Raw genomic sequence first — 19,872 nt, forward strand, 5'->3', positions numbered from 1 at the left:
GCTCAGACAAGAGGATTCTCACAATTGTCGCAGCTTTTTTACATTAATCGGCATTTTTCAGCTTCAGATTCCCCGGGATGGTGGCATTCTTGCCCCTACAACCCGGTCACGCCCGTCTAGGTCAGGAATCACCTGCGTGCGCGTCAGTCCAGCGGCATCAAATAACGCTGAGACATAAGCGCCTTGCGTTGGACCGATTTCTACCAAAATACGCCCGCCAGGCATCAGATAATCTGGGGCCGAGGCCGCTATACGACGGTACGCGTCCAATCCGTCGCCCTCATCCGTCAAAGCCATGCGCGGCTCATGCTCACGTACTTCCGGCGAAAGTTCATTCATTTCTTCCCATGAAATATAGGGCGGATTCGAAACAATCAGGTCAAATTGCCCCTGAATGTTTTCAAACCAATCCGACCGCCGAATCTCCAAACGCGCCTGAACTTGATGCTGAACAGCATTGGCGCTGGCCTGCAGGCAGGCCGCTTCGCTCAAATCCACCCCGACGCCCGAGGCGCTCGCCCGTTCAGCTAGCAAGGTGATCAAGATACAGCCCGAGCCCAAGCCCAGGTCCAGAACATGATCGAACGGTTCACTTAGAGCTGCTTCGATCAAAGCTTCGGTTTCTGGACGAGGGTCAAGTACATCACGGCTGACCCGGAACCGACGACCATAGAATTCGCGCTCGCCCAGAAGGTGCGACACCGGCACCCGGATGGCACGAAGAGAAATCAACTGTTCATAGCGCTCTGCGATATCAACGGGCAGTTCCTCGGGTGCGATCAGCGTCACACGGCTGGCCTCGATCCGTGCCGCATGGGCCAGCAGCACCCGCGCATCCCGCGCCGGATCGGGCACCCCTGCCGCGCGCAAACGCGCGGTGGCCGCTACCATGGCCTGCGCAGCTGTCAGTGCCGCAATCATTGCGCCATCTCGGCCAGCAGCCGGGCCTGATCATCTGCGGTTAGCGCATCAATCACCTCATCCAGATCGCCCTGCATCACCTGATCCAGCTTATAGAGCGTCAGGTTGATGCGGTGATCCGTCATACGACCCTGTGGGAAATTATAAGTCCTGATCCGTTCCGACCGGTCACCCGAGCCCACTTGGCTGGCGCGATCCGCTGACCGCTCACTGTCGATCCGCTGCCGCTCCAGATCGTAAAGGCGCGTTTTCAGCACCTGCATCGCAATCTCACGGTTGCGATGTTGCGATTTCTCGGAGCTGGTCACCACGATACCGCTGGGCAGGTGCGTGATCCGCACCGCCGAATCCGTAGTATTAACGTGCTGCCCACCCGCGCCGGAACTGCGCATCGTGTCGATGCGGATGTCATTCGCGTCGATCTGGATGTCTACATCCTCAGCCTCAGGCAAAACCGCGACGGTCGCTGCCGAAGTGTGAATACGCCCGCCGCTTTCGGTTTCGGGCACACGCTGTACCCGATGCACGCCAGATTCATATTTCATCCGCGCAAAGACGTTGTCGCCCTTGATATGAGCCACTACTTCTTTGATCCCGCCGAGATCCGAGGCCTGTTCCTCGATGATTTCAAACTGCCAGCCACGCGCCTCGGAGTATCGCTGGTACATCCGCAGCAGGTCTCCGGCGAACAGAGCCGCCTCATCGCCACCTGTACCGGGCCGTATCTCCAGCATCGCCGCGCGCGCATCCGCCGCGTCTTTGGGCAATAATGCCAGCTGCAAGGCATGTTCGGCCTCGGGGATTCGCGCCTGCAGTTCGGGAATTTCCTCCTCGGCCAGCTCTTTCATGTCTGGGTCGGCCAGCATCGCTTCGGCCTCGGCCAAATCGGAGACCAACAAACGCCATGCCATGATCTGATCAACCACCGGCTTGAGGTCGGAATACTCCTTGGCCAAGGTCGCAATATCTCCGCCCGATGCGCCATCAGCCATGGCCGCTTCGAGGTATTGGAATCGCTGGGTGATCTGTTCTAGGCGTTCTTCGGGGATCATCCGCGCGGTGTCTATCATCCGGGGGCTTTGGTCAAGGCCTTGCCTTGTGCTAGGCTTAGCGCATGAAACGACTGATCCTGGCCCTGACACTTGTTGCAACCCCTGGTATGGCCGACGTTGTTGGCCCCGGGGGCAAGGTGCAGGACTGCTATTGCACCGACAAATCAGGCACCCGCGTCGAATTGGGAGAGATGATCTGCCTGCAGGTCGACGGTCGCATGTTCATGGCCCAATGCCAGATGTCACTGAACGTGCCCATGTGGCGAGAGGTGCAGGAGGGGTGTTTGTCGTCAGGGTTGCAGCAAAGCAAGCCAGTGGGTGACCCGCTGTCGATTGACGCCGAAATCTTTCCGACCAAATCTTGAGCGCGCATAGATGCGCAGCATATCCCCGTCATGCTGCACGGTGGTGTAGTCGGGGAACCCGAATACCCTGGAACGGGTGACATAGGTTATCATTCCCTCTTCGATCGAACCTGCCAGCACGGTCGTGCGCGGCGTCGCGCGGGCGATATGATCGAGTTGCTCCAGCCCTTCCGGGGCTGCCTCAACGACCCGCACTACGCCGTTCCTAAAATCTCGATCCAAACCTTCGGGGGCAACATGCCAGCGCGTTGGGTCAGACGGCGCAAGACGAACATATGCGCCCATCGCAATGCCCACCGAAATCAACAGCCAAAGCACCATTTTCATCTGCCCTTCGATCCCTTTGCGCAAAGCCTACCCGGTCCGAGGGCGACCAACACCCCTATCGTGGCGTCACGCCCGGCAGAATGCACAGCATCTCGAACAGCAGATTTGCTGCCGTCAGCGCCGTATTGCCCGACGGATCATATGGCGGAGAGACTTCTACCAGATCACAGCCCACCACGTTCATTCCTGCCAGTGCATGGATCAGCTGTAGCGCCTGTGGCGTTGTCAGACCCGCGATCTCGGGCGTGCCGGTGCCGGGCGCATAAGCCGGGTCGAGGCTGTCGATGTCATAGGTGATATAGACCGGATGATCACTGACCTTCTTGCGGATCAGTGAGCCGATCTCAGTCAGGTTCTGTTGCCATAGCTCCCACGCGGGATACTGACGAAACCCCCAGCCCTGCGCCTCGGTAAAGTCGCTGGCGGCATAGCCTGATCCGCGAATGCCGATCTGGAAGGTCTTGTCAGGGACAATCAGTCTTTCCTCATAGGCTCGTCGAAAGACGGTGCCATGGGTCTCTTTCTCGCCAAACATCTCGTCATTGACATCGGCATGAGCGTCCACATGCACCAGAGCCACCGGCCCGTGTTTGGCCGCCATTGCCCGCAGGATCGGCAGGGTGATCGAATGATCCCCTCCCATCGCCACCGGGGTCACGCCCTGCGCCAGAATACCGTCATAGCTATCCTTGATGATCTTAAGACTATCAGCCAGCGAGAAGGTGTTGATCGCCAAATCTCCAATATCAGCGATCTGTAGATGTTCGAACGGGGCCGCGCCATTGGCCATGTTATAGGGCCGTATCATCGCACTTTCGCTGCGGATCTGCTTGGGTCCGAACCGAGTGCCCGACCGCCAAGAAGTGCCGATATCCATCGGAACCCCGAGGATCGCCACGTCCAGCCCTTCAAGCGACGACGCCTGCGGCAAACGCATGAATGTATTCGGCCCCGAAAACCGCGCCAGATCATTGCCTCCAATGGGTTGGTTATATTCGGTCATGTACTGTCTCCGATCCGGTGCCTTACCAAGCAGATACCGGGATTATGCCTAACCAAAGGTTAAGGCTTCACCAGCTTGTTCCACCCCAACAGGCATATGATCTGCGTCGCCACATGGGCCCCCGCAATCGCCGTCGCACCAGATGTGTCGTATGGCGGAGAGACCTCGACCACGTCACCACCCTTGATGTTGATCCCAGCAATGTCCCGCAGGATGATCTGAGCCTGAATCGAACTCAGACCACCCCAAACCGGCGTGCCTGTTCCAGGGGCAAAGGCCGGATCAAGACCGTCGATGTCGAAACTCAGATAAACGGGTCTGTCGCCCAATATCCCTTTGATCTTCTGCGCCACAGCGGCGGGTCCGGATTCGTAAACCTCGCGCGCATCGATGATGTTGACGCCTAGCGTGTCCTCATTTGTGGTGCGTATCCCCACCTGAACCGAACGTTTCGGGTCCACGATCCCCGATTTCACCGCCTTGTAGAACATGGTCCCGTGGTCCACGCGGGACATGTCATCATCGGCCCAGGTGTCCGTATGCGCATCGAATTGCAGCAGCGACATCGGCCCATATTTCTCGGCATAAGCTTTGAGGATCGGGAAGCTGATATAATGATCCCCACCTAGCGTGACCGAAGCGACATCGGCCTTCAGAATGGTACGGATGTGGTCGGTCAGCGTGTCGGGAAAAGCCGGGATATTGGCATAGTCATAGGCCATGTCGCCATAATCCACGATGGCCAGTTCACTCAGCGCATCAAACGGCCAGCCATAGGGCGCATCGGGCGATTGCAGGGCGCTCGCCTCGCGGATCGCGCGGGGCCCGAGGCGCGTTCCGGGCCGATTGGTCACCGCCTGATCGAAGGGCACGCCGGTAACAGCGATATCAACGCCCGTCAGGTCTTTGGTATAGAGCCGCCGCAGAAATGAGGTCGCGCCGCCAAAGGTGTTCTCATACGACAGCCCCTTGAGATCGGGGTTGGTGAACGCCTCATCCACCTGGTTCTTTGCATCTTCCAGTGCCATGTCTTTTCCCTGTCAGCCCAACGGCTGTGCCTTTTCGACGATCCGCGCAAAGAAGGACGCTCCAATCGGCGCGACGTCGTCATTGAAGTTGTATTTCGGATGGTGCAGTCCTGCGCCCTCTCCTTGTCCCATGAACAGATAAGCACCGGGTCGGGCCTGCAGCATATAGGAAAAATCCTCTGCCCCCATCTCGCGTCCAGCATTATCCTTCACACGTTCCGCACCGGAAACATCCCGCGCCACTTCAGCTGCGAATGCCGCCTTATCGGCGTCATTGATGGTGGCAGGATAACCCTCTTGATACTCCAGTTTGGCCTCAACACCGTACGAGGCCGCCTGCCCTGCCACAATCTGCGCCATCCGTTCTTTGACCATTTTCTGCACTACAGGATCAAAGGTGCGGACAGTGCCGTTCAAATAAGCGGTGTCGGGAATGACATTGTTCACCGTTCCGGTGTGAATCTGCGTCACTGATACCACCAGATCGTCAAGCGCATAGTGATTGCGACTGACAATTGTCTGGATTGCCTGCGCCATCCCGCAGGCCGCCATCACCGGGTCTTTCGTTTCGTGTGGCATGGCCCCGTGGCCGCCAACACCTTGAATATGGATCTCGAACGTATCCACAGCTGCCATCAGCGGCCCCGGCGTGGTCTCGAACAGACCCTCAGGCCGACCCGGAGTATTGTGGATGCCATAGACCTGAGAGATATCGAACCGATCCATAATGCCTTCTTCGACCATGACGCCTGCGCCACCACCTTCTTCCTCGGCGGGCTGAAAGATCAGCGCAACGCGACCCGCGAAATTCCGCGTCTCAGCCAGATAGCGCGCTGCGCCTAACAGCATGGTGGTGTGGCCGTCATGACCACACGCATGCATCATGCCGGGGTTCTTCGAAGCGTAATCTACGCCTGTCTCCTCGGTAATCGGCAGCGCATCCATATCGGCACGCAGACCAATGGTCGGACCCTCGCCCTGCCCATTGATGATCGCGACCATGCCTGTTTTGGCGATCCCTTCGTGCAGCTCATCCACGCCGAACTCGCGCAGACGCTCGGCCACGAAAGCAGCGGTCTCATAGCATTCGAATTCCAGTTCGGGGATGGTGTGAAGGTGCTGGCGCCACTTGGCCATATCGGCGGCGTAATCGGCAATTCGGTTGACGACGGGCATCTGGGGTGGACTCCTGATCCTGACTGCGGGATGGATGCATCTGACACCGGAACGAAAGGGTTCGCAATGGCCGAAAATCCTCTGATCCACGACACGGACGCGGGTATCGAGCGTTTGCTGGAAATCATGCGCCGTCTGCGCGACCCTGAAACTGGCTGCCCGTGGGATATCGAACAGGATTTTTCGACAATTGCCCCCTATACGATCGAAGAAGCCTATGAGGTCGCAGATGCCATCGAACGCAAGGCCTATGACGAGTTGAAAGGGGAGCTGGGTGACCTGCTGTTCCAATCCGTCTTCCACGCGCAAATGGCTGAAGAGGCTGGGCATTTCACCTTTCAGGACGTAGTGCGCACCATGTCGGACAAGATGGTTGACCGGCACCCGCATGTGTTCGGTGACGAATCCCGTGACAAGTCCGCCGACCAACAGACGAAGGATTGGGAGACCATCAAAGCCGCCGAACGCGCGGGCAAAGAACAGAAAGGCGCACTGGACGGCGTCGCCGCCAACCTGCCTGCTTTGCTACGTGCGCATAAACTGCAGAAACGTGCCGCGCGTGTGGGCTTTGACTGGCCCGACGCCAGCCATGTGCTGGCAAAGATCACCGAGGAGGCCGCCGAACTGGAAGAAGCGCGCGACAGCATGGATGCCGATGCGCTGGAAGATGAATTCGGTGATCTGCTGTTCGTGATCGTCAACCTCGGCCGCCACTTAGATATCGAACCCGAAGCCGCCCTGCGCCGCACAAACGCCAAGTTCACCCGCCGCTTCGAGAAGGTCGAAGCCCGGCTGGCCGAACGCGGAAGAACGCCCTCTCAAAGTGATCTGGCCGAGATGGACGCGCTCTGGGATGAGGTGAAAATCGAAGAACATCGCGCCAATGGCAAACTCCCGCCGGTGGATGCCCCGACAGGGGCGTAATTCGGCTAGACAAGTCCCGCGACACTTGCGAGTGTCCCACCTTCACGGCCCTCGGAGATCCCCATGCCCCGTAAAATCATCATCGATACCGATCCCGGTCAGGACGACGCCGTTGCGATACTTCTGGCCCTTGCCAGCCCTGAAGAGATCGAGGTTCTGGGCATCACCGCCGTCGCCGGAAACGTTCCGCTGGAACTTACCGCCAAGAATGCACGCATCGTGTGTGAATTGGCGGGCCATACCGATATCCCCGTCTATGCCGGATGCGACCGACCGCTGAAACGCCCGCTTGTCACCGCCGAACATGTTCATGGCAAAACCGGGCTCGACGGTCCTGTTCTCCCCGATCCTGAAATGCCTCTGGCCGAAGGACACGCGGTCGATTTCATCATCGAAACCCTGCGCGCGCATGAGCCCGGCACGGTCACGCTCTGCCCGCTGGGGCCGCTGACCAACATCGCCTCGGCCTTTCTGAAGGCGCCCGATATCATCGACCGGGTGCAAGAGATCGTCTTAATGGGCGGCGCCTATTTCGAAGTTGGAAATATAACTCCAGCTGCGGAATTTAACATCTATGTCGACCCGGAAGCGGCTGATATCGTGTTTAAATCCGGCATCCACATCGTGGTGATGCCGCTGGACGTGACCCATGACGCGCTGGTCACGCCTCATCGCAATGACGCCTTCCGAGCATTGGACAGCAAGGTCGGTCATGCGGTGGCAGAAATGACCGATTTCTTCGAACGCTTCGACAAAGAAAAATACGGCTCGGAAGGCGCGCCGCTGCACGACCCCTGCGTGACCGCCTATCTGATCCGGCCCAATCTGTTCTCGGGCCGCCACATCAATGTTGAGATCGAAACCCAATCAGAACTGACGTTGGGCATGACTGTGGCCGACTGGTGGGGTGTCACCGACCGCGCTCCAAATGCCATGTTCATAGGCGACGTGGACGCCCAAGGTTTCTTCGACCTGCTCACAGAAAGGCTTGCCCGCCTATGACCGCTGCACTCCGCCTTGCCCGTCCCGACGATCTGGATCGCCTGATGGCACTGGTCGCAGCGTTTCATTCGGAATCCGGCATCGCGCAGGATGACGAGAAACGCCGCAACGCGCTGGCCCCTTTGCTGGATGGCATACCTCATGGCTGCATCTACCTGATCGGGCCGGGCCGAGCGCCGCTGGGCTATGTCATCCTCACCTTCGGCTGGTCGGTCGAGTTTGGTGGCATGGACGCCTTTGTGGATGAGATTTACATCCGCCCTGCTGTCCGAGGCCGCGGTATCGCAACCGAAGTGCTGCATGATCTCCCCAAAGCGCTGGCCGAAGCTGGCCTGACCGCCCTGCATCTTGAAGTCGACCGCACCAATGAGACTGCGCAGAAACTTTATCTCCGGTCAGGTTTCAAACCGCGCGATCGCTACATGCTGATGAGCAAATTGCTCTAGCGCGATTCACCCCGGAAGATCACGGCGGGGTTCACCATGTCCTGCACCGGATCATCCTGCGAGACCTCCATCCCCGTGATCGGATAGGTCCCCGGCTCCGAGCAAGCGGCTAGAAGCCCGACGGAAAGCATTGAAATTACAAGAAAGATTTTTGAAGCAGACATATCGTCCCCCTTTCTGCAATACAGGCAGAATATCGGGGCTTGTTCCGCCGCAATAGGAACAAGTTCACACATAATGATTTTTATGTCGGAATATTCTAGCTTAGAGGCAATTCTTGTTGAACGTCTGTTCCATGGTTTTTAGTTGCCTTGGCACCCGCTTGGGCTGCGGCAACGCGTTGAGCTGCTCGGTTCTGTTCTCGCCGGTGTACCAGGAGTCGAACAAAAGGGCTTTGATGTCATCGTCCAGCACCGTATCGGCGACGTAATAAGTACACAGACATTCCTCCATCGTGATCTGCCCGCTGGGATCACCTTCCACCATCTTCTGACACACTGCCTCTGGCGGTCGATCAGCAAACACCAACTGAGGCAAGATCAACAGCGAAACTGCACCCACGATGAGTTTTAGATGGCTCATATGACGTCCTCTCCCATCGACCACCGCGTGATGGCCTATCTGACACAGATTAGACGGAACGACGACAAGACAAAGAAAAAAATAGCCCCGGCGATAACGCCGAGGCCCATTCAAGTCCAAATGCAGAGACGCAGATCAGCGTTTCAGGATAGACGAACCTGCATATTCCGCGACCTCGCCCAGCGATTCCTCAATACGGATCAACTGATTATATTTCGCCAACCGGTCCGAGCGCGCCAGAGAGCCGGTTTTGATCTGGCCACAGTTTGTCGCGACCGCCAGATCGGCAATCGTGGCGTCTTCGGTCTCGCCCGAGCGGTGCGACATTACGTTGGTGTATCGCGCGCGGTGGGCCATATCGACGGCACGAAGGGTCTCGGTCAGCGAACCGATCTGGTTCACCTTGACCAGCATCGAGTTCGCACAGCCACGCTCGATTCCTTCGGCCAGACGCGCCGGATTGGTCACGAACAGATCGTCGCCGACCAGCTGCACCTTGTCACCGATAGCGTCGGTCAGGGCCTTCCAGCCATCCCAGTCATCTTCGGACATACCGTCTTCGATCGAGATGATCGGGTAATCGTTGACCAGTGCGGCCAGATAGGCGGCGTTTTCATCGGATGTCAGCGAAATGCCCTCACCCGCCAGCACGTACTTACCGTCCTTGAAATACTCGGTCGCGGCGCAATCCAGCGCCAGATGGATTTCCTCACCCGGCTTGTAGCCCGCTTTTTCGATGGATTTCAGAATGAAATCCAGTGCCTCACGAGTCGACGCGATGTTCGGAGCAAAGCCGCCCTCATCGCCCACACCAGTGGCCAGACCAGCCGCCGAGAGTTCTTTCTTCAACGTGTGAAATACCTCAGACCCCATGCGCACGGCCTCACGGATATTCGCGGCCGAGGTCGGCATGATCATGAATTCCTGAATGTCGATCGGGTTATCGGCGTGTTCTCCACCATTGATGATGTTCATCATCGGCACCGGAAGAACGCGCGCTGAAGTACCGCCGACGTAGCGATACAGAGGCTGTGTGGTGAAATCCGCCGCAGCCTTGGCCGTCGCCAGCGAGACACCAAGAATGGCGTTCGCACCCAGACGGCCCTTGTTCTCAGTCCCGTCGAGTTCAATCATCGCCTGATCAATGGCCACCTGCTCAGTCGCATCAAAGCCCACCAGTTCTTCGGCGATCTCACCGTTAACGGCAGCGACCGCTTCCAGCACGCCCTTGCCCATATAGCGGGCCTTGTCGCCATCACGCTTTTCCACTGCCTCATAGGCACCGGTTGACGCGCCCGAGGGCACGGCAGCGCGGCCCATAGTGCCGTCTTCCAGAATCACGTCCACCTCGACCGTCGGGTTACCCCGGCTGTCCAGAATTTCGCGTGCGTGGATGTCGATGATCGTGCTCATGATATGGGTCCCGATGATGCCAACAGTTGCATGCCTCATAGCAGCACGCGGCAAAAAGTAAACCGTTTCCGTTATCGCTAACACGTATATTTTTCAGCCTTTAGGGCTAACAGTTTGCTGTTTGCGCCAACAGGTAGCGAGTGCTTAGGCCGCTGCCAGCGCCTGCGCCAGCTGGCGTTCTCGAATGAAGGTGTACAAACCTGATCCGATAATCAGACCGGCACCGGCCAGCGTCATGCTGTCAGGGCGTTCGCCGAACATTAGCATGCCGGCCATGATCGAGAACACCAACCGGGTATACCGAAACGGCGTCAGCGCCGAAGCCTCGCCGATCCGCATCGCGGTTACGATGCCATAATAGCCCAAAACGCCGAACCCGATGGCACCCAGATAAGGCCCGATCTGCGCAGGCTGCAGCGGCACGATGGGCTGTACTGTGAACACCATCAGGGCCGCACCAGCCAGCGCTACTCCGATATAGGCCTGCAATGCGACGACCGACGAGGCTACACGAACATCCAGCCTGCGTGTGATCAGATCACGCGCTGCGATCGCAACAACCGAAACCAAAACAAACAGAGATTCTGGCTGGAAACCTTCGAGCCCGGGGCGAATGATCATCAAGACGCCGACAAAGCCAATGCCGATGGCGCTCCAACGACGCCAGCCGACCTGCTCGCCCAGAAACAGCGCAGCCCCCATCGTAACGAATAGCGGCATCGCTTGAAAAACCGCAGCTACGGTCGACAGATCGACCAATGACAAAGCGGTTACGAAGCTGAGCGCTCCAAAAGCCTCAGTCCCTGCCCGAAGCAGTGGCAGCGGTTCCCACGCGACAGGATCGAAAATGCGTTTACGTGTCACCAACGACATGATTGCAAAGACGGTTCCGCAGAACAGACCCAACACGATCATGATCTGCCCGGTCGAGACACTGACCGAAAGGTACTTGATGAACATGTCCTCAAGCGCGAAGGCTGCCATCGAGCCGATGATCAGCAAAATGCCGTTTACGTTGTTCATGCGCGTTTCCGTTGGAATTGACCGCTAACAGGCGAGTCCTTCCAGCACAAAAATCGTAACCTTCACGACGTCGCAAGCAGTATTGCGACATGTTCGATGATTTCCCGTGCGCCGACCAATCGATTTTCGTGATGAGTCAGTCTTTTTCCAGCGGTACGCCGTACAATTCCAGGCGATGGCCTTTCAGCTTATACCCAAGCTTGGCCGCAATCTTTTCTTGCAGTGCTTCAATCTCGGGGTCTACGAATTCGATCACCTCGCCTGACTGCATGTCGATCAGGTGATCGTGGTGATCACGCTCTGCGTCCTCGTATCGCGCGCGGCCATCACCGAACTCCAACCGCTCCAATATCCCGGCCTCTTCGAACAGCTTAACGGTGCGATAGACCGTTGCGATCGAAATCCCCGAATCCTCTGCCGAGGCACGGGCATACAGCTCTTCAACATCCGGGTGATCCTCGCTCTGCTGCAAGACCTGGGCGATGGTCCGGCGTTGACCGGTCATGCGCAGGCCCTTGGCTTCGCAACGGGCGATAATCGTATCGGACATGGTGACCCCCGGAACTGTTCGAAACTCTGTCATAGTATGTCTGAGTGCCTTGCGCCACACAGGATTTACGTGTCAGGCAGCGCGTCGCAAATCGGCCCAAACCGGCAAATGGTCAGACGCGATGTGCGCCGGTCGCGCATCGTGCACCCCGTGCAATGCTGCCTCAAGCCCCTGTCCCACTGCGATCCTGTCCAGCGCCCCCAATGGCTGTGCAGCCGGAAAGCTGGGCACGGGCGGCAAAAACCTCATGTCCGGAGCCAGATGATCCAGAACCGGTTGTCGCGACCATTCGTTGAAATCGCCAGCCCAGACGGTGGGCATATCGTCAAGATCGGAGTCACAGCGCTTGATATGGTTGATTTGCTGGCGTCGCGACGCGGGCAACAATCCCAGATGCATCCCCATCACGCGCAATGGCCCGATCTGTGTATCAAATTCGACCCGCACAGCACCACGCGGCTCCAGCCCCGGCAACTCGTGATGCCCGGTCCGGCGCACCGCAATTGTGTCTCCACGCCAGATGACGGCGTTGCCGTGCCAACCCAGACTGCCCGCACCACCCAGATCGACAATCTGCCAGCCGGCTTCGTCCAACATGAAATGCGGCAACGCGGCAGGGCGCGGTGGCAAACGTTTGTCGGCCTCCTGCAGCACAACAATATCCGCCTGCATATTCTCAATAACCTGCAATATCCGCTGCGGTTGACGCCGGAAGTCGAGTCCCACACATTTCTGAATGTTGTAACTGGCTAGACGCAGTGTTGACTGAAGGACCATGGGATTCCGATGTTTACTCAAGCACCAAGAGTGCCACGCTCAGCGCCTGGTGCAACATGAAATTCCCGCAGAAACCAGATAGATTGCTTTGGTTCAATCTCCACCATTCAACTTAAAATTGCTTTTACCACTATGCGCTCCACCAAAACGGAAATGTCGTGTACACGTGCATCTCTATGGGTAAAGTGCCCGTAAAGCCAAACTAAGGATCAACCGTGAATACAACATTCGCCACCCTGGTAATCGCAGACATTTCAGGGAGCACCCCATTGTATAAAGCCGTGGGCGAAGGCGAAGCGCAGCGTCTTATCCAATTGGAACTTGATCGTCTACGTCGCGTACTTGCAACCCATGGCGGCACACAAGTTGGCCAGAAAGGGGATGATGTTTTAAGCTTTTTCCTGGATCCAAACGCGGCGTTGAATGCAGCGATGGGCCTGATCGAACAGTCCCCGGAAACCTCACTGTCTGTGCATGTTGGTGTACATTGCGGGCCGATCGTCATCGCCGAAAAAGGTGTTTATGGCGAAGCGGTGAATGTGACCGCCCGTCTTGCCACGGCCGCCAACCCAGGAGAGGCCTGTGTCAGCAATGGCGTCGCGACGATGCTACAGGAAAACTTGCGCCAGATTCTCAAACCGCTTGGGCAACTCAACCTCAAAGGTTTGACAGAGCGGTTCATGGTCTATTCCCTGATGAACCCGGACATGGACCCGTTTACGCAAACCCGATTGCCGCTGTCCCATGGCCGGACCGAAGATCACTGGAAGCCAGCGGAACGTTTGACCCTTTTGCTTACCCATGGAGAGCGCTCATGGCGCTGCCACGAGAATGGCGAGCTGGCAATTGGCCGGTCACAAGATTGCGACGTCGTGCTGTCCCAACCATGGGTGTCGCGCCTGCATGCTGTTCTCAGTATCAAGGATGGCAAGCTGATCCTGTCAGACCGCAGCACATCCGGTACCTATCTGAAATCTGAGGCTGGTCGTGAAATCCAGCTCAAGCGCGAATCCGTGATGTTGGCAGACAGCGGCTGGATTTCTCCAGCGCTGCCCATTGAACAGTCCGAAACCTGCCTGCAGTTCGAGCTTTTGGGCCGCAGTCAGGTACCACAGAACGTGGCATGAACCACTTCGCTCTCGGATGGAGGGCGTGTCAGATCAACCGCATCGGACTGATCCTCGTAGGGTCGTGACAAAACGTCGTTCAAACGATGGAATGGCGCGTAATCTCCCTGAACGGCCGACTGTATCATCTGCTCAATCCGGTGGTTGCGCGGAATGAAAGCCGGGTTTGCAGCACTCATTACGACGTCAGGAGTATCTTCGCGCTGCAAGCGCGCGCGCCATCCTTCAGCCCATTCGTCATACGCGCCAGGATCAGTGAACTGATCCCGCGCATGATCACCGCCCAGCGCACGAAACGTGTTGGTAAAGTCTGCCTGATTCTGCGCCATCCGCACCAGCAGGTCCGAGATCAGTTCAAGGTCTCCCTCCTCAGCTCGAACCAATCCGATCTTGGCCCGGAACCTCTTCAACCAATGCTCTTGCATCAGGTCAGGCATGGCATGGACAATTTCGGTTGCTTCTTCAACCGCCGCCTCTTTGTCTTCGAACTGCTGAATCAATGAAGTCGCCAATTGCGCCAGATTCCAGACCGCAATCTCAGGCTGGTTGGAATAGGCATAACGCCCCATCCGGTCAATCGAGCTGAACACCGTATTCGGATGATAGGAATCCATAAAGGCGCAAGGTCCATAATCTATGGTTTCACCCGCGATCGAGCTGTTGTCCGTATTCATCACCCCGTGAATAAATCCGACGCTCATCCACTGGGCAATCAGTCGCGCCTGCGCATCGCGCACAGCACGCAGCAATCCCATCGGACCTTGTGCGTCCGGATAGTGACGCTGAATAGCATAGTCTGTCAGCTTTCGCAGATTGTCCAACTGTCCTCGGGCGGCAAAAACCTGAAAGGTACCCACGCGTAAATGGCTCTGCGCCACGCGCGTCAGGATCGCACCGGGCATCGGACCTTCCCGTAACACGATCTCACCGGTCTCGACCGCCGCCAGGGCGCGTGTCGTCGGAATGCCCAGCGCATGCATCGCCTCAGACACGACATATTCGCGCAACACCGGCCCTAGCCAGGCGCGCCCGTCGCCCCGGCGCGAAAACGGCGTCTGGCCCGAGCCTTTCAGCTGAATATCCCGCCTGACCCCATCTGCGCCGATGGTCTCGCCCAACAGAACTGCACGTCCATCTCCAAGCTGGGGGTTATAGGTACCGAACTGGTGCCCGGAATACAGCTGCGCCAAGGGCTCCGCACCTTCCGGAACGATATTTCCCGCAAACGCCCGCGCCATCTCTTCAGCCTCATCGGGCGTTATCCGCAATAGCTTTGCCAGATTGGTATTAAACGCGATCAAATTCGGCGCGCGGACCGGTACAGGAGCCTGCCGCGCAAAGAACCCCTCCGGCAGGCGGGCGTAACTATTGTCAAAAGGGATCATCATGGTCATGCGGCAAACATATGCGCTGGTTACACAATTGCCATAGCGGATCATGCGACGCCGTGCATAATCAGCGCAATCGAACCCGAGGCCGCCATGAACCCACAAGACATCATCAATCACCTGGATCTGCAACCGCACCCCGAAGGAGGTTGGTTCAAAGAAACCTGGCGGGCCGACAATTCCGGCCGTGCCACCGGTACCTGCATCTACTTCCTGCTGACCGAAGGTCAAAGCAGCCATTGGCACAAAGTCGACGCGACCGAGATCTGGCTCTACCATTCAGGCGCACCGTTGACCTTGTCGATCAGCGCAACCGATGCGGGTCCGGCAATCGCTTACACGCTCACCCCGGACTTGGCCAACGGTGCACCCCAGCTGATTGTTCCCAAGGGGCATTGGCAAGCCGCGCGCAGCACCGGCGCTTACACATTGGTCAGTTGCACGGTATCCCCAGGCTTTGAGTTTGAAGGTTTCGAGCTTGCAGGACCCGACTTCGATATACCCGCAAAATAATAATCACTGGACCCACAGGATTACGCACCAAAGCTATCTGCTTCTTCATCTGGCCCAAAATACCCCGGGGGAGAACGCGCAGCGACCGAGGGCAGAGCGCCCTACCCGCCAACCACCTCACTCCGCGCTGGCGACGACACGACGCCGCCTCCAACCAACGCACTGACCCCGGTTGTACCCGGACCAGATGTTGGTAAGCCCCGCGCCACCCGGACCGCAAGATAGGCAAATGCTTGGGCTTCAAGCATATCGCCGTCCAGACCAACCGCCTCAACCGGCCCTACCGGGCAATCCAGCGATACGCGCAGCATTTCCATCAACACCGGGTTCTTGCGGCCACCCCCGGTCACCAGAATGCGCGAAGGTGGCTTGGGGCAATGCTCCATTCCCTGCACAACACCTGCTGCACTCATGCCCGTCAGCGTGGCGACCGCGTCTGCGTCGTTCAGTTCCTTCACCAGATCGATCATTTCCGAGAAATCATTCCGATCCAGCGACTTGGGGGGCATACGATTAAAGAAAGGTTCGGCCAGAAACAGCTCCAGCGCACCGGTTTCGACCGTCCCACCACGCGCCAGTTCGCCATCCTGGTCCATCGGCAGGCCCAATCGCGCCTGCATCAGGTCATCTACCGGCGCATTGGCGGGCCCGGTATCGAAAGCCAGCAACGCCCCAGGTGCTTCGGGTCCATCAAATGACGGATCGACATAAGTCAGGTTTCCCACACCTCCCAGGTTGAGGAAACACATCGGCTCTTGCGCCCCAATCCACTTGGCGCAGGCAAAGTGAAAGAACGGTGCCAACGGTGCCCCTTCGCCGCCCAGCGCCACATCGTCGCTGCGAAAGTCCCAAACCACTGGTAATCCAAGGGCCTGCGACAGGCCCAAACCGTCACCCACCTGCAAAGTCCCACGCCCACGTGGTTCATGCGCCAGCGTTTGGCCGTGGAAGCCGATCAGGTCCACTTCTTCGAATTCAGACAGAACCTCGGCATGCGCGCGAGTTACCAATTCAGCTGCAGTATCGACTTTGGAGCCATGCCACTGCCCGAGCGCTGAGCGCAAGGTCTCACGCTCTTCCTCTGAATACGCCCGGTAGGCAATTGGTCCAAAATCAAAAATTTCCTGCCCATCGGTTTCGATCACTGCCGCGTCGACACCGTCCAGAGAGGTTCCTGACATGGCGCCTAATGATCTGATCGCTCCCGATTTGCTGATGACCCTGCCCACATCGACCTCATTGTTCCGTTCATACACCCGTTTCGCAGGGTTCTGGGCACAACCTGCACGGTAATGCGAAGCCAAGGCAAGACACATCACGCGCGAGCGGCACTTTTCTTGGAAATGGTGCCTTTTCCTTGCCTCTGACGCCGCCTATACAGTGCTCCGCAAACCTAACCCAAAGGGCACGATATGACCTACCACCCCAAATCGGATTTCATCGCCACGATGATCGAGCGCGGCTTTCTCGCCGACTGCACCGATTATCAGGGCCTTGACGACGCGCTGATCTCTGGGGTGCAGACGGCATATATCGGCTATGACGCCACGGCGCAGTCTCTGCATGTGGGTCACTTGATGAACATCATGGTGTTGCGCTGGCTGCAAAAGACCGGTCACAAACCGATCACACTAATGGGTGGAGGCACTACGAAAGTGGGTGATCCGTCATTCCGCTCGGACGAACGCCCATTGCTGGGCCCCGAACAGATCGACGCCAACATCGCGGGCATGAAACAGGTGTTCTCGAAATACCTGTCCTATGATGACAGCGAGACCGGCGCGCTGATGCTGAACAATGCCGAGTGGCTGGACAGCCTGAACTACCTCGATTTCCTGCGCGATATCGGGCGGCATTTCTCAGTAAACCGGATGCTGAGCTTTGAATCCGTTAAATCGCGGCTGGATCGCGAGCAATCGCTGTCGTTCCTCGAATTCAACTACATGATCCTGCAGGCCTATGATTTCCTCGAACTGAACCGCCGGTATAGTTGCGTTCTGCAGATGGGCGGCTCGGACCAGTGGGGCAACATCGTGAACGGCATCGACCTGACGCGCCGCGTATTGGATCACGAAATCTACGGCCTGACCACGCCCCTGCTGACCACAAGCGATGGCCGTAAAATGGGCAAGTCGCAGGGCGGTGCCGTGTGGCTGAACGGCGATATGCTGTCGCCCTACGAATTCTGGCAGTTCTGGCGCAACACCACCGACGCTGATGTAGGCCGGTTCCTGAAAATTTTTACCGAGCTTCCGGTCGACGAATGCGATCGCATGGGCGCGCTGCAAGGGTCCGAGGTCAATGAGGCCAAGGTGCGCCTTGCAAACGAAGTCACCACCCTGCTGCACGGTGCCGAAGCCGCAGCAACCGCAGAGGCAACCGCGCGCGAAGTGTTCGAAAAAGGCGGCGTTGGCGGAGACCTCCCGACCCTAACCCTCAGCGCTTCGGAACTGGGTGACGGCATGTCAATCGTTCAGTTGATCGTTAAATCTGGCCTCGCCAAATCTGGTAAAGAGGCCAAGCGCCTGATCGCCGAAAACGGCGCCAAGCTGGACGATGCCCCGCTGACCGACACAGGCCTAATGATCGACGCAGGTGCACTGTCATCTCCCATCAAATTGAGCGCAGGTAAGAAGCGCCACGCGCTGGTGAAACTTGGTTAATCCAGTCAAAGAACTTCTATCAAGCATTTGTCCTTTGGAGAAATTGTTGCAGATCGAGTAACTCGATCTGCAATTTTTTTTTGCATTCACCCGACGAAGATCGCTATGGGTCCGAAAGAGAAGATCAATTGTCAGAAACTGTTATCAGCCTGTGCCATTTCTGGTCGTTCAGCTCTTGTTTGTGAACTGCGTTGCCCGAAATAGTTTCAAAGTCTACCATGAGTTTTGACGTTCGAAATTTGGGATATTGTGATTATGTCTGTTCAGACAGGTTACCTGCTAATCGCCGATATCACCGGTTACACAGGATACTTGACCCGGTCTGAGTTGGAGCATGCCAACCCAATCATCCATTCTTTGCTTGAGGCAATTGTGATGGAACTGAAAGACCCGATGAAGTTGCGAGGCCTCGAGGGTGACGCCGTTCTCGCTTATTCGAGTGGACCGTTTCCTTCAGGTGAAACTTTTCTCAACATATGTGAAAGCCTCTATCGGGCGTTTGCCGAACGCCGTCGAAACATTGTGCAGAACACAACTTGTCCCTGCAATGCATGTCGCAACGTTGCTGATCTCGATCTGAAGATCCTTGCGCATCACGGGAAATTTGAAGAGCTTTCGATTGGCCCGATGAAAGATATTTCCGGTGCTGACGTCATACTCGTGCATCGGATGGCGAAAACCGATGTGAAAGAGGATACAGGTATCCTCAGCTACGCGCTGTTCTCGGAAGACGCGTTCCAGGCAATGGGCATCGAGTCTGAACTCATGAAATACAGCGCTCAGTTCGAGCATTTTGGCGACGTGCCCATGCGGGTCTATGACCTTGCTGCGGCCTGGCAACGATACCGAGAAGTCGCCGGACCTGTCCGCGTTACAGACGAAGAAGCAGTATTCACAACTCGGCACATGCTGAACGCACCCCCGGGAGTGGCTTGGGAAATGCTTACCGATCCCCGGCTCAAGATGCGCTGGATGATGTTGAAGGACGCCTACCGCGAAGGAGATGCATCGCGCACATCGGTCGGCGTTCGTTTGCACTGCATTCATGAAGCCGCACATTTTCAGATGCTGATAGTCGACTGGCAGCCATTCGAATATGTAACCGACATTCTGCACAACTCCTCCATCGAAGGTCTTACGAATATTGAGACTTATGAATTGGTCCCGACTGAAGAAGGCACCGAAATTGTATTTCGTATGGGCCGACTAACAGACTCTGACGGAAAACATCATCCGGCGGAGGAAGCTGCAGTGATCGAATTATTCGAGAGTTTTTATCCGGCGGCTTTTGGCATTCTCGATGAGATGGCGCTGGAGTTTAATCAAAAGAAACAAGAGTGATAACGCTGAATCTTTGACGGCATCTACGCACCTTAATGGGCTGAGAATATCGTACCATCATCGAACAAGATGCTATCTTTGCAATCAGGGTTGTTCACCTAGAGCCAGATTGTACCGGTTGCCCGCAAGGTGGCAGATGCGGGCCTGATGGTCACCGCGTCGGTGCTGCCAACGCCGATCATACAAAGTGCAGAAAAAAGTAGAACGGTGGTAAAACTGGGTTGATCTAGGTAAACGGCCACCTTTGGGCT

The 19,872-nt window shown here is 57.1% G+C and carries 22 protein-coding genes; 8 read left to right on the forward strand and 14 right to left on the reverse strand.

From position 1 onward, the window contains the following. Nucleotides 1–63: 63 nt before the first annotated feature. Together prmC and prfA are read right to left on the reverse strand one after the other, a co-directional pair. On the reverse strand, nucleotides 64–921 hold the full coding sequence (prmC, locus tag ACR0KN_RS04495; RefSeq protein WP_480651647.1) for a peptide chain release factor N(5)-glutamine methyltransferase: 858 nt from the start codon (nucleotides 919–921) through the stop codon (nucleotides 64–66). Further along, complete coding sequence (gene prfA, locus ACR0KN_RS04500; RefSeq protein ID WP_480651776.1) at nucleotides 918–1,973, reverse strand: peptide chain release factor 1; 1,056 nt, start codon at nucleotides 1,971–1,973, stop codon at nucleotides 918–920. The genes prmC and prfA overlap by 4 nt, the downstream gene beginning before the upstream one ends. 62 nt (nucleotides 1,974–2,035) lie before the next feature. Between prfA and ACR0KN_RS04505 the strand changes: the two genes are divergently transcribed. Then, nucleotides 2,036–2,338 carry a hypothetical protein gene (locus ACR0KN_RS04505; protein ID WP_170470763.1) on the forward strand — a complete coding sequence of 101 codons (303 nt, stop codon included), beginning with the start codon at nucleotides 2,036–2,038 and terminating at the stop codon, nucleotides 2,336–2,338. Here ACR0KN_RS04505 and ACR0KN_RS04510 read toward each other — a convergent pair. The 4 genes from ACR0KN_RS04510 to ACR0KN_RS04525 are packed head-to-tail and all read right to left on the reverse strand — an operon-like array spanning nucleotide 2,264 to nucleotide 5,872. Further along, nucleotides 2,264–2,665 carry a DUF1499 domain-containing protein gene (locus ACR0KN_RS04510; protein WP_480651649.1) on the reverse strand — a complete coding sequence of 134 codons (402 nt, stop codon included), beginning with the start codon at nucleotides 2,663–2,665 and terminating at the stop codon, nucleotides 2,264–2,266. The genes ACR0KN_RS04505 and ACR0KN_RS04510 overlap by 75 nt on opposite strands. A gap of 55 nt (nucleotides 2,666–2,720) precedes the next feature. Next, the gene (speB, locus tag ACR0KN_RS04515; protein WP_480651651.1) at nucleotides 2,721–3,668 is read right to left on the reverse strand and encodes an agmatinase; all 948 of its coding nucleotides are present in this window, start codon (nucleotides 3,666–3,668) and stop codon (nucleotides 2,721–2,723) included. Nucleotides 3,669–3,727: 59 nt separating this feature from the next. Further along, nucleotides 3,728–4,696: an agmatinase gene (gene speB / locus ACR0KN_RS04520; RefSeq protein ID WP_170540230.1), complete on the reverse strand. Its 969-nt coding sequence runs from the start codon at nucleotides 4,694–4,696 to the stop codon at nucleotides 3,728–3,730. 12 nt (nucleotides 4,697–4,708) lie between these two features. After that, nucleotides 4,709–5,872 carry a M20 aminoacylase family protein gene (locus ACR0KN_RS04525; protein WP_170773894.1) on the reverse strand — a complete coding sequence of 388 codons (1,164 nt, stop codon included), beginning with the start codon at nucleotides 5,870–5,872 and terminating at the stop codon, nucleotides 4,709–4,711. A 66-nt stretch (nucleotides 5,873–5,938) separates the two neighbouring features. Between ACR0KN_RS04525 and mazG the strand changes: the two genes are divergently transcribed. From mazG to ACR0KN_RS04540, 3 genes are all read left to right on the forward strand, one after another. After that, the gene (gene mazG, locus ACR0KN_RS04530) at nucleotides 5,939–6,796 is read left to right on the forward strand and encodes a nucleoside triphosphate pyrophosphohydrolase (RefSeq protein ID WP_480651778.1); all 858 of its coding nucleotides are present in this window, start codon (nucleotides 5,939–5,941) and stop codon (nucleotides 6,794–6,796) included. Between the two features lie 63 nt (nucleotides 6,797–6,859). Beyond that, nucleotides 6,860–7,798 carry a nucleoside hydrolase gene (locus tag ACR0KN_RS04535; protein ID WP_480651653.1) on the forward strand — a complete coding sequence of 313 codons (939 nt, stop codon included), beginning with the start codon at nucleotides 6,860–6,862 and terminating at the stop codon, nucleotides 7,796–7,798. Continuing rightward, nucleotides 7,795–8,244, forward strand: a complete 450-nt coding sequence (locus ACR0KN_RS04540) for a GNAT family N-acetyltransferase (protein ID WP_170540242.1) — start codon at nucleotides 7,795–7,797, stop codon at nucleotides 8,242–8,244. The genes ACR0KN_RS04535 and ACR0KN_RS04540 overlap by 4 nt, the downstream gene beginning before the upstream one ends. Here the strand turns inward: ACR0KN_RS04540 and ACR0KN_RS04545 are convergent. From ACR0KN_RS04545 to ACR0KN_RS04570, 6 genes are all read right to left on the reverse strand, one after another. Next, nucleotides 8,241–8,408 (reverse strand): hypothetical protein, encoded by a 168-nt coding sequence (locus tag ACR0KN_RS04545; RefSeq protein ID WP_010440483.1) that lies wholly within the window; start codon nucleotides 8,406–8,408, stop codon nucleotides 8,241–8,243. The genes ACR0KN_RS04540 and ACR0KN_RS04545 overlap by 4 nt on opposite strands. A 100-nt stretch (nucleotides 8,409–8,508) precedes the next feature. Then, nucleotides 8,509–8,826: a hypothetical protein gene (locus ACR0KN_RS04550; RefSeq protein ID WP_480651656.1), complete on the reverse strand. Its 318-nt coding sequence runs from the start codon at nucleotides 8,824–8,826 to the stop codon at nucleotides 8,509–8,511. A gap of 135 nt (nucleotides 8,827–8,961) precedes the next feature. After that, on the reverse strand, nucleotides 8,962–10,239 hold the full coding sequence (gene eno, locus ACR0KN_RS04555) for a phosphopyruvate hydratase (RefSeq protein ID WP_170540248.1): 1,278 nt from the start codon (nucleotides 10,237–10,239) through the stop codon (nucleotides 8,962–8,964). 144 nt (nucleotides 10,240–10,383) lie between these two features. Beyond that, complete coding sequence (locus tag ACR0KN_RS04560) at nucleotides 10,384–11,262, reverse strand: DMT family transporter (RefSeq protein WP_170470777.1); 879 nt, start codon at nucleotides 11,260–11,262, stop codon at nucleotides 10,384–10,386. A gap of 136 nt (nucleotides 11,263–11,398) precedes the next feature. Next, complete coding sequence (locus ACR0KN_RS04565; RefSeq protein WP_010440496.1) at nucleotides 11,399–11,812, reverse strand: Fur family transcriptional regulator; 414 nt, start codon at nucleotides 11,810–11,812, stop codon at nucleotides 11,399–11,401. Between the two features lie 72 nt (nucleotides 11,813–11,884). Next, nucleotides 11,885–12,589 carry an endonuclease/exonuclease/phosphatase family protein gene (locus ACR0KN_RS04570; RefSeq protein ID WP_480651658.1) on the reverse strand — a complete coding sequence of 235 codons (705 nt, stop codon included), beginning with the start codon at nucleotides 12,587–12,589 and terminating at the stop codon, nucleotides 11,885–11,887. Nucleotides 12,590–12,804: 215 nt separating this feature from the next. On the opposite strand from ACR0KN_RS04570, the gene ACR0KN_RS04575 reads away from it, so the two are divergent. Further along, nucleotides 12,805–13,716: an FHA domain-containing protein gene (locus ACR0KN_RS04575; RefSeq protein WP_480651660.1), complete on the forward strand. Its 912-nt coding sequence runs from the start codon at nucleotides 12,805–12,807 to the stop codon at nucleotides 13,714–13,716. Here ACR0KN_RS04575 and ACR0KN_RS04580 read toward each other — a convergent pair. Further along, nucleotides 13,692–15,110 (reverse strand): protein adenylyltransferase SelO, encoded by a 1,419-nt coding sequence (locus ACR0KN_RS04580; protein ID WP_480651662.1) that lies wholly within the window; start codon nucleotides 15,108–15,110, stop codon nucleotides 13,692–13,694. The genes ACR0KN_RS04575 and ACR0KN_RS04580 overlap by 25 nt on opposite strands. A gap of 87 nt (nucleotides 15,111–15,197) precedes the next feature. On the opposite strand from ACR0KN_RS04580, the gene ACR0KN_RS04585 reads away from it, so the two are divergent. After that, the gene (locus ACR0KN_RS04585) at nucleotides 15,198–15,617 is read left to right on the forward strand and encodes a cupin domain-containing protein (protein ID WP_319544734.1); all 420 of its coding nucleotides are present in this window, start codon (nucleotides 15,198–15,200) and stop codon (nucleotides 15,615–15,617) included. Between the two features lie 101 nt (nucleotides 15,618–15,718). Here ACR0KN_RS04585 and ACR0KN_RS04590 read toward each other — a convergent pair whose 3' ends face one another. Then, nucleotides 15,719–16,798, reverse strand: coding sequence for an anhydro-N-acetylmuramic acid kinase (locus ACR0KN_RS04590; protein WP_480651664.1), 1,080 nt, complete (start codon nucleotides 16,796–16,798; stop codon nucleotides 15,719–15,721). Nucleotides 16,799–17,029: 231 nt separating this feature from the next. Between ACR0KN_RS04590 and tyrS the strand changes: the two genes are divergently transcribed. After that, the gene (gene tyrS, locus ACR0KN_RS04595) at nucleotides 17,030–18,280 is read left to right on the forward strand and encodes a tyrosine--tRNA ligase (protein WP_170773883.1); all 1,251 of its coding nucleotides are present in this window, start codon (nucleotides 17,030–17,032) and stop codon (nucleotides 18,278–18,280) included. A gap of 255 nt (nucleotides 18,281–18,535) precedes the next feature. Continuing rightward, nucleotides 18,536–19,621: a DUF2652 domain-containing protein gene (locus ACR0KN_RS04600; RefSeq protein WP_480651666.1), complete on the forward strand. Its 1,086-nt coding sequence runs from the start codon at nucleotides 18,536–18,538 to the stop codon at nucleotides 19,619–19,621. Nucleotides 19,622–19,872 lie beyond the last annotated feature (251 nt).

It is taken from the genome of Ruegeria sp. AP7 (assembly GCF_056539905.1).

Coding starts and splice junctions, on each gene's coding strand:
- ACR0KN_RS04525 (WP_170773894.1), bottom strand. CDS start 5,872: ATGCCCGTCGTCAACCGAATTGCCGATTACGCCGCCGATATGGCCAAG.
- tyrS (WP_170773883.1), top strand. CDS start 17,030: ATGACCTACCACCCCAAATCGGATTTCATCGCCACGATGATCGAGCGC.
- ACR0KN_RS04505 (WP_170470763.1), top strand. CDS start 2,036: ATGAAACGACTGATCCTGGCCCTGACACTTGTTGCAACCCCTGGTATG.
- prfA (WP_480651776.1), bottom strand. CDS start 1,973: ATGATCCCCGAAGAACGCCTAGAACAGATCACCCAGCGATTCCAATAC.
- speB (WP_170540230.1), bottom strand. CDS start 4,696: ATGGCACTGGAAGATGCAAAGAACCAGGTGGATGAGGCGTTCACCAAC.
- ACR0KN_RS04570 (WP_480651658.1), bottom strand. CDS start 12,589: ATGGTCCTTCAGTCAACACTGCGTCTAGCCAGTTACAACATTCAGAAA.
- ACR0KN_RS04600 (WP_480651666.1), top strand. CDS start 18,536: ATGTCTGTTCAGACAGGTTACCTGCTAATCGCCGATATCACCGGTTAC.
- ACR0KN_RS04565 (WP_010440496.1), bottom strand. CDS start 11,812: ATGTCCGATACGATTATCGCCCGTTGCGAAGCCAAGGGCCTGCGCATG.
- prmC (WP_480651647.1), bottom strand. CDS start 921: ATGATTGCGGCACTGACAGCTGCGCAGGCCATGGTAGCGGCCACCGCG.
- ACR0KN_RS04540 (WP_170540242.1), top strand. CDS start 7,795: ATGACCGCTGCACTCCGCCTTGCCCGTCCCGACGATCTGGATCGCCTG.
- ACR0KN_RS04545 (WP_010440483.1), bottom strand. CDS start 8,408: ATGTCTGCTTCAAAAATCTTTCTTGTAATTTCAATGCTTTCCGTCGGG.
- mazG (WP_480651778.1), top strand. CDS start 5,939: ATGGCCGAAAATCCTCTGATCCACGACACGGACGCGGGTATCGAGCGT.
- ACR0KN_RS04590 (WP_480651664.1), bottom strand. CDS start 16,798: ATGTCAGGAACCTCTCTGGACGGTGTCGACGCGGCAGTGATCGAAACC.
- ACR0KN_RS04585 (WP_319544734.1), top strand. CDS start 15,198: ATGAACCCACAAGACATCATCAATCACCTGGATCTGCAACCGCACCCC.
- eno (WP_170540248.1), bottom strand. CDS start 10,239: ATGAGCACGATCATCGACATCCACGCACGCGAAATTCTGGACAGCCGG.
- ACR0KN_RS04580 (WP_480651662.1), bottom strand. CDS start 15,110: ATGACCATGATGATCCCTTTTGACAATAGTTACGCCCGCCTGCCGGAG.
- ACR0KN_RS04560 (WP_170470777.1), bottom strand. CDS start 11,262: ATGAACAACGTAAACGGCATTTTGCTGATCATCGGCTCGATGGCAGCC.
- ACR0KN_RS04550 (WP_480651656.1), bottom strand. CDS start 8,826: ATGAGCCATCTAAAACTCATCGTGGGTGCAGTTTCGCTGTTGATCTTG.
- ACR0KN_RS04535 (WP_480651653.1), top strand. CDS start 6,860: ATGCCCCGTAAAATCATCATCGATACCGATCCCGGTCAGGACGACGCC.
- ACR0KN_RS04510 (WP_480651649.1), bottom strand. CDS start 2,665: ATGAAAATGGTGCTTTGGCTGTTGATTTCGGTGGGCATTGCGATGGGC.
- speB (WP_480651651.1), bottom strand. CDS start 3,668: ATGACCGAATATAACCAACCCATTGGAGGCAATGATCTGGCGCGGTTT.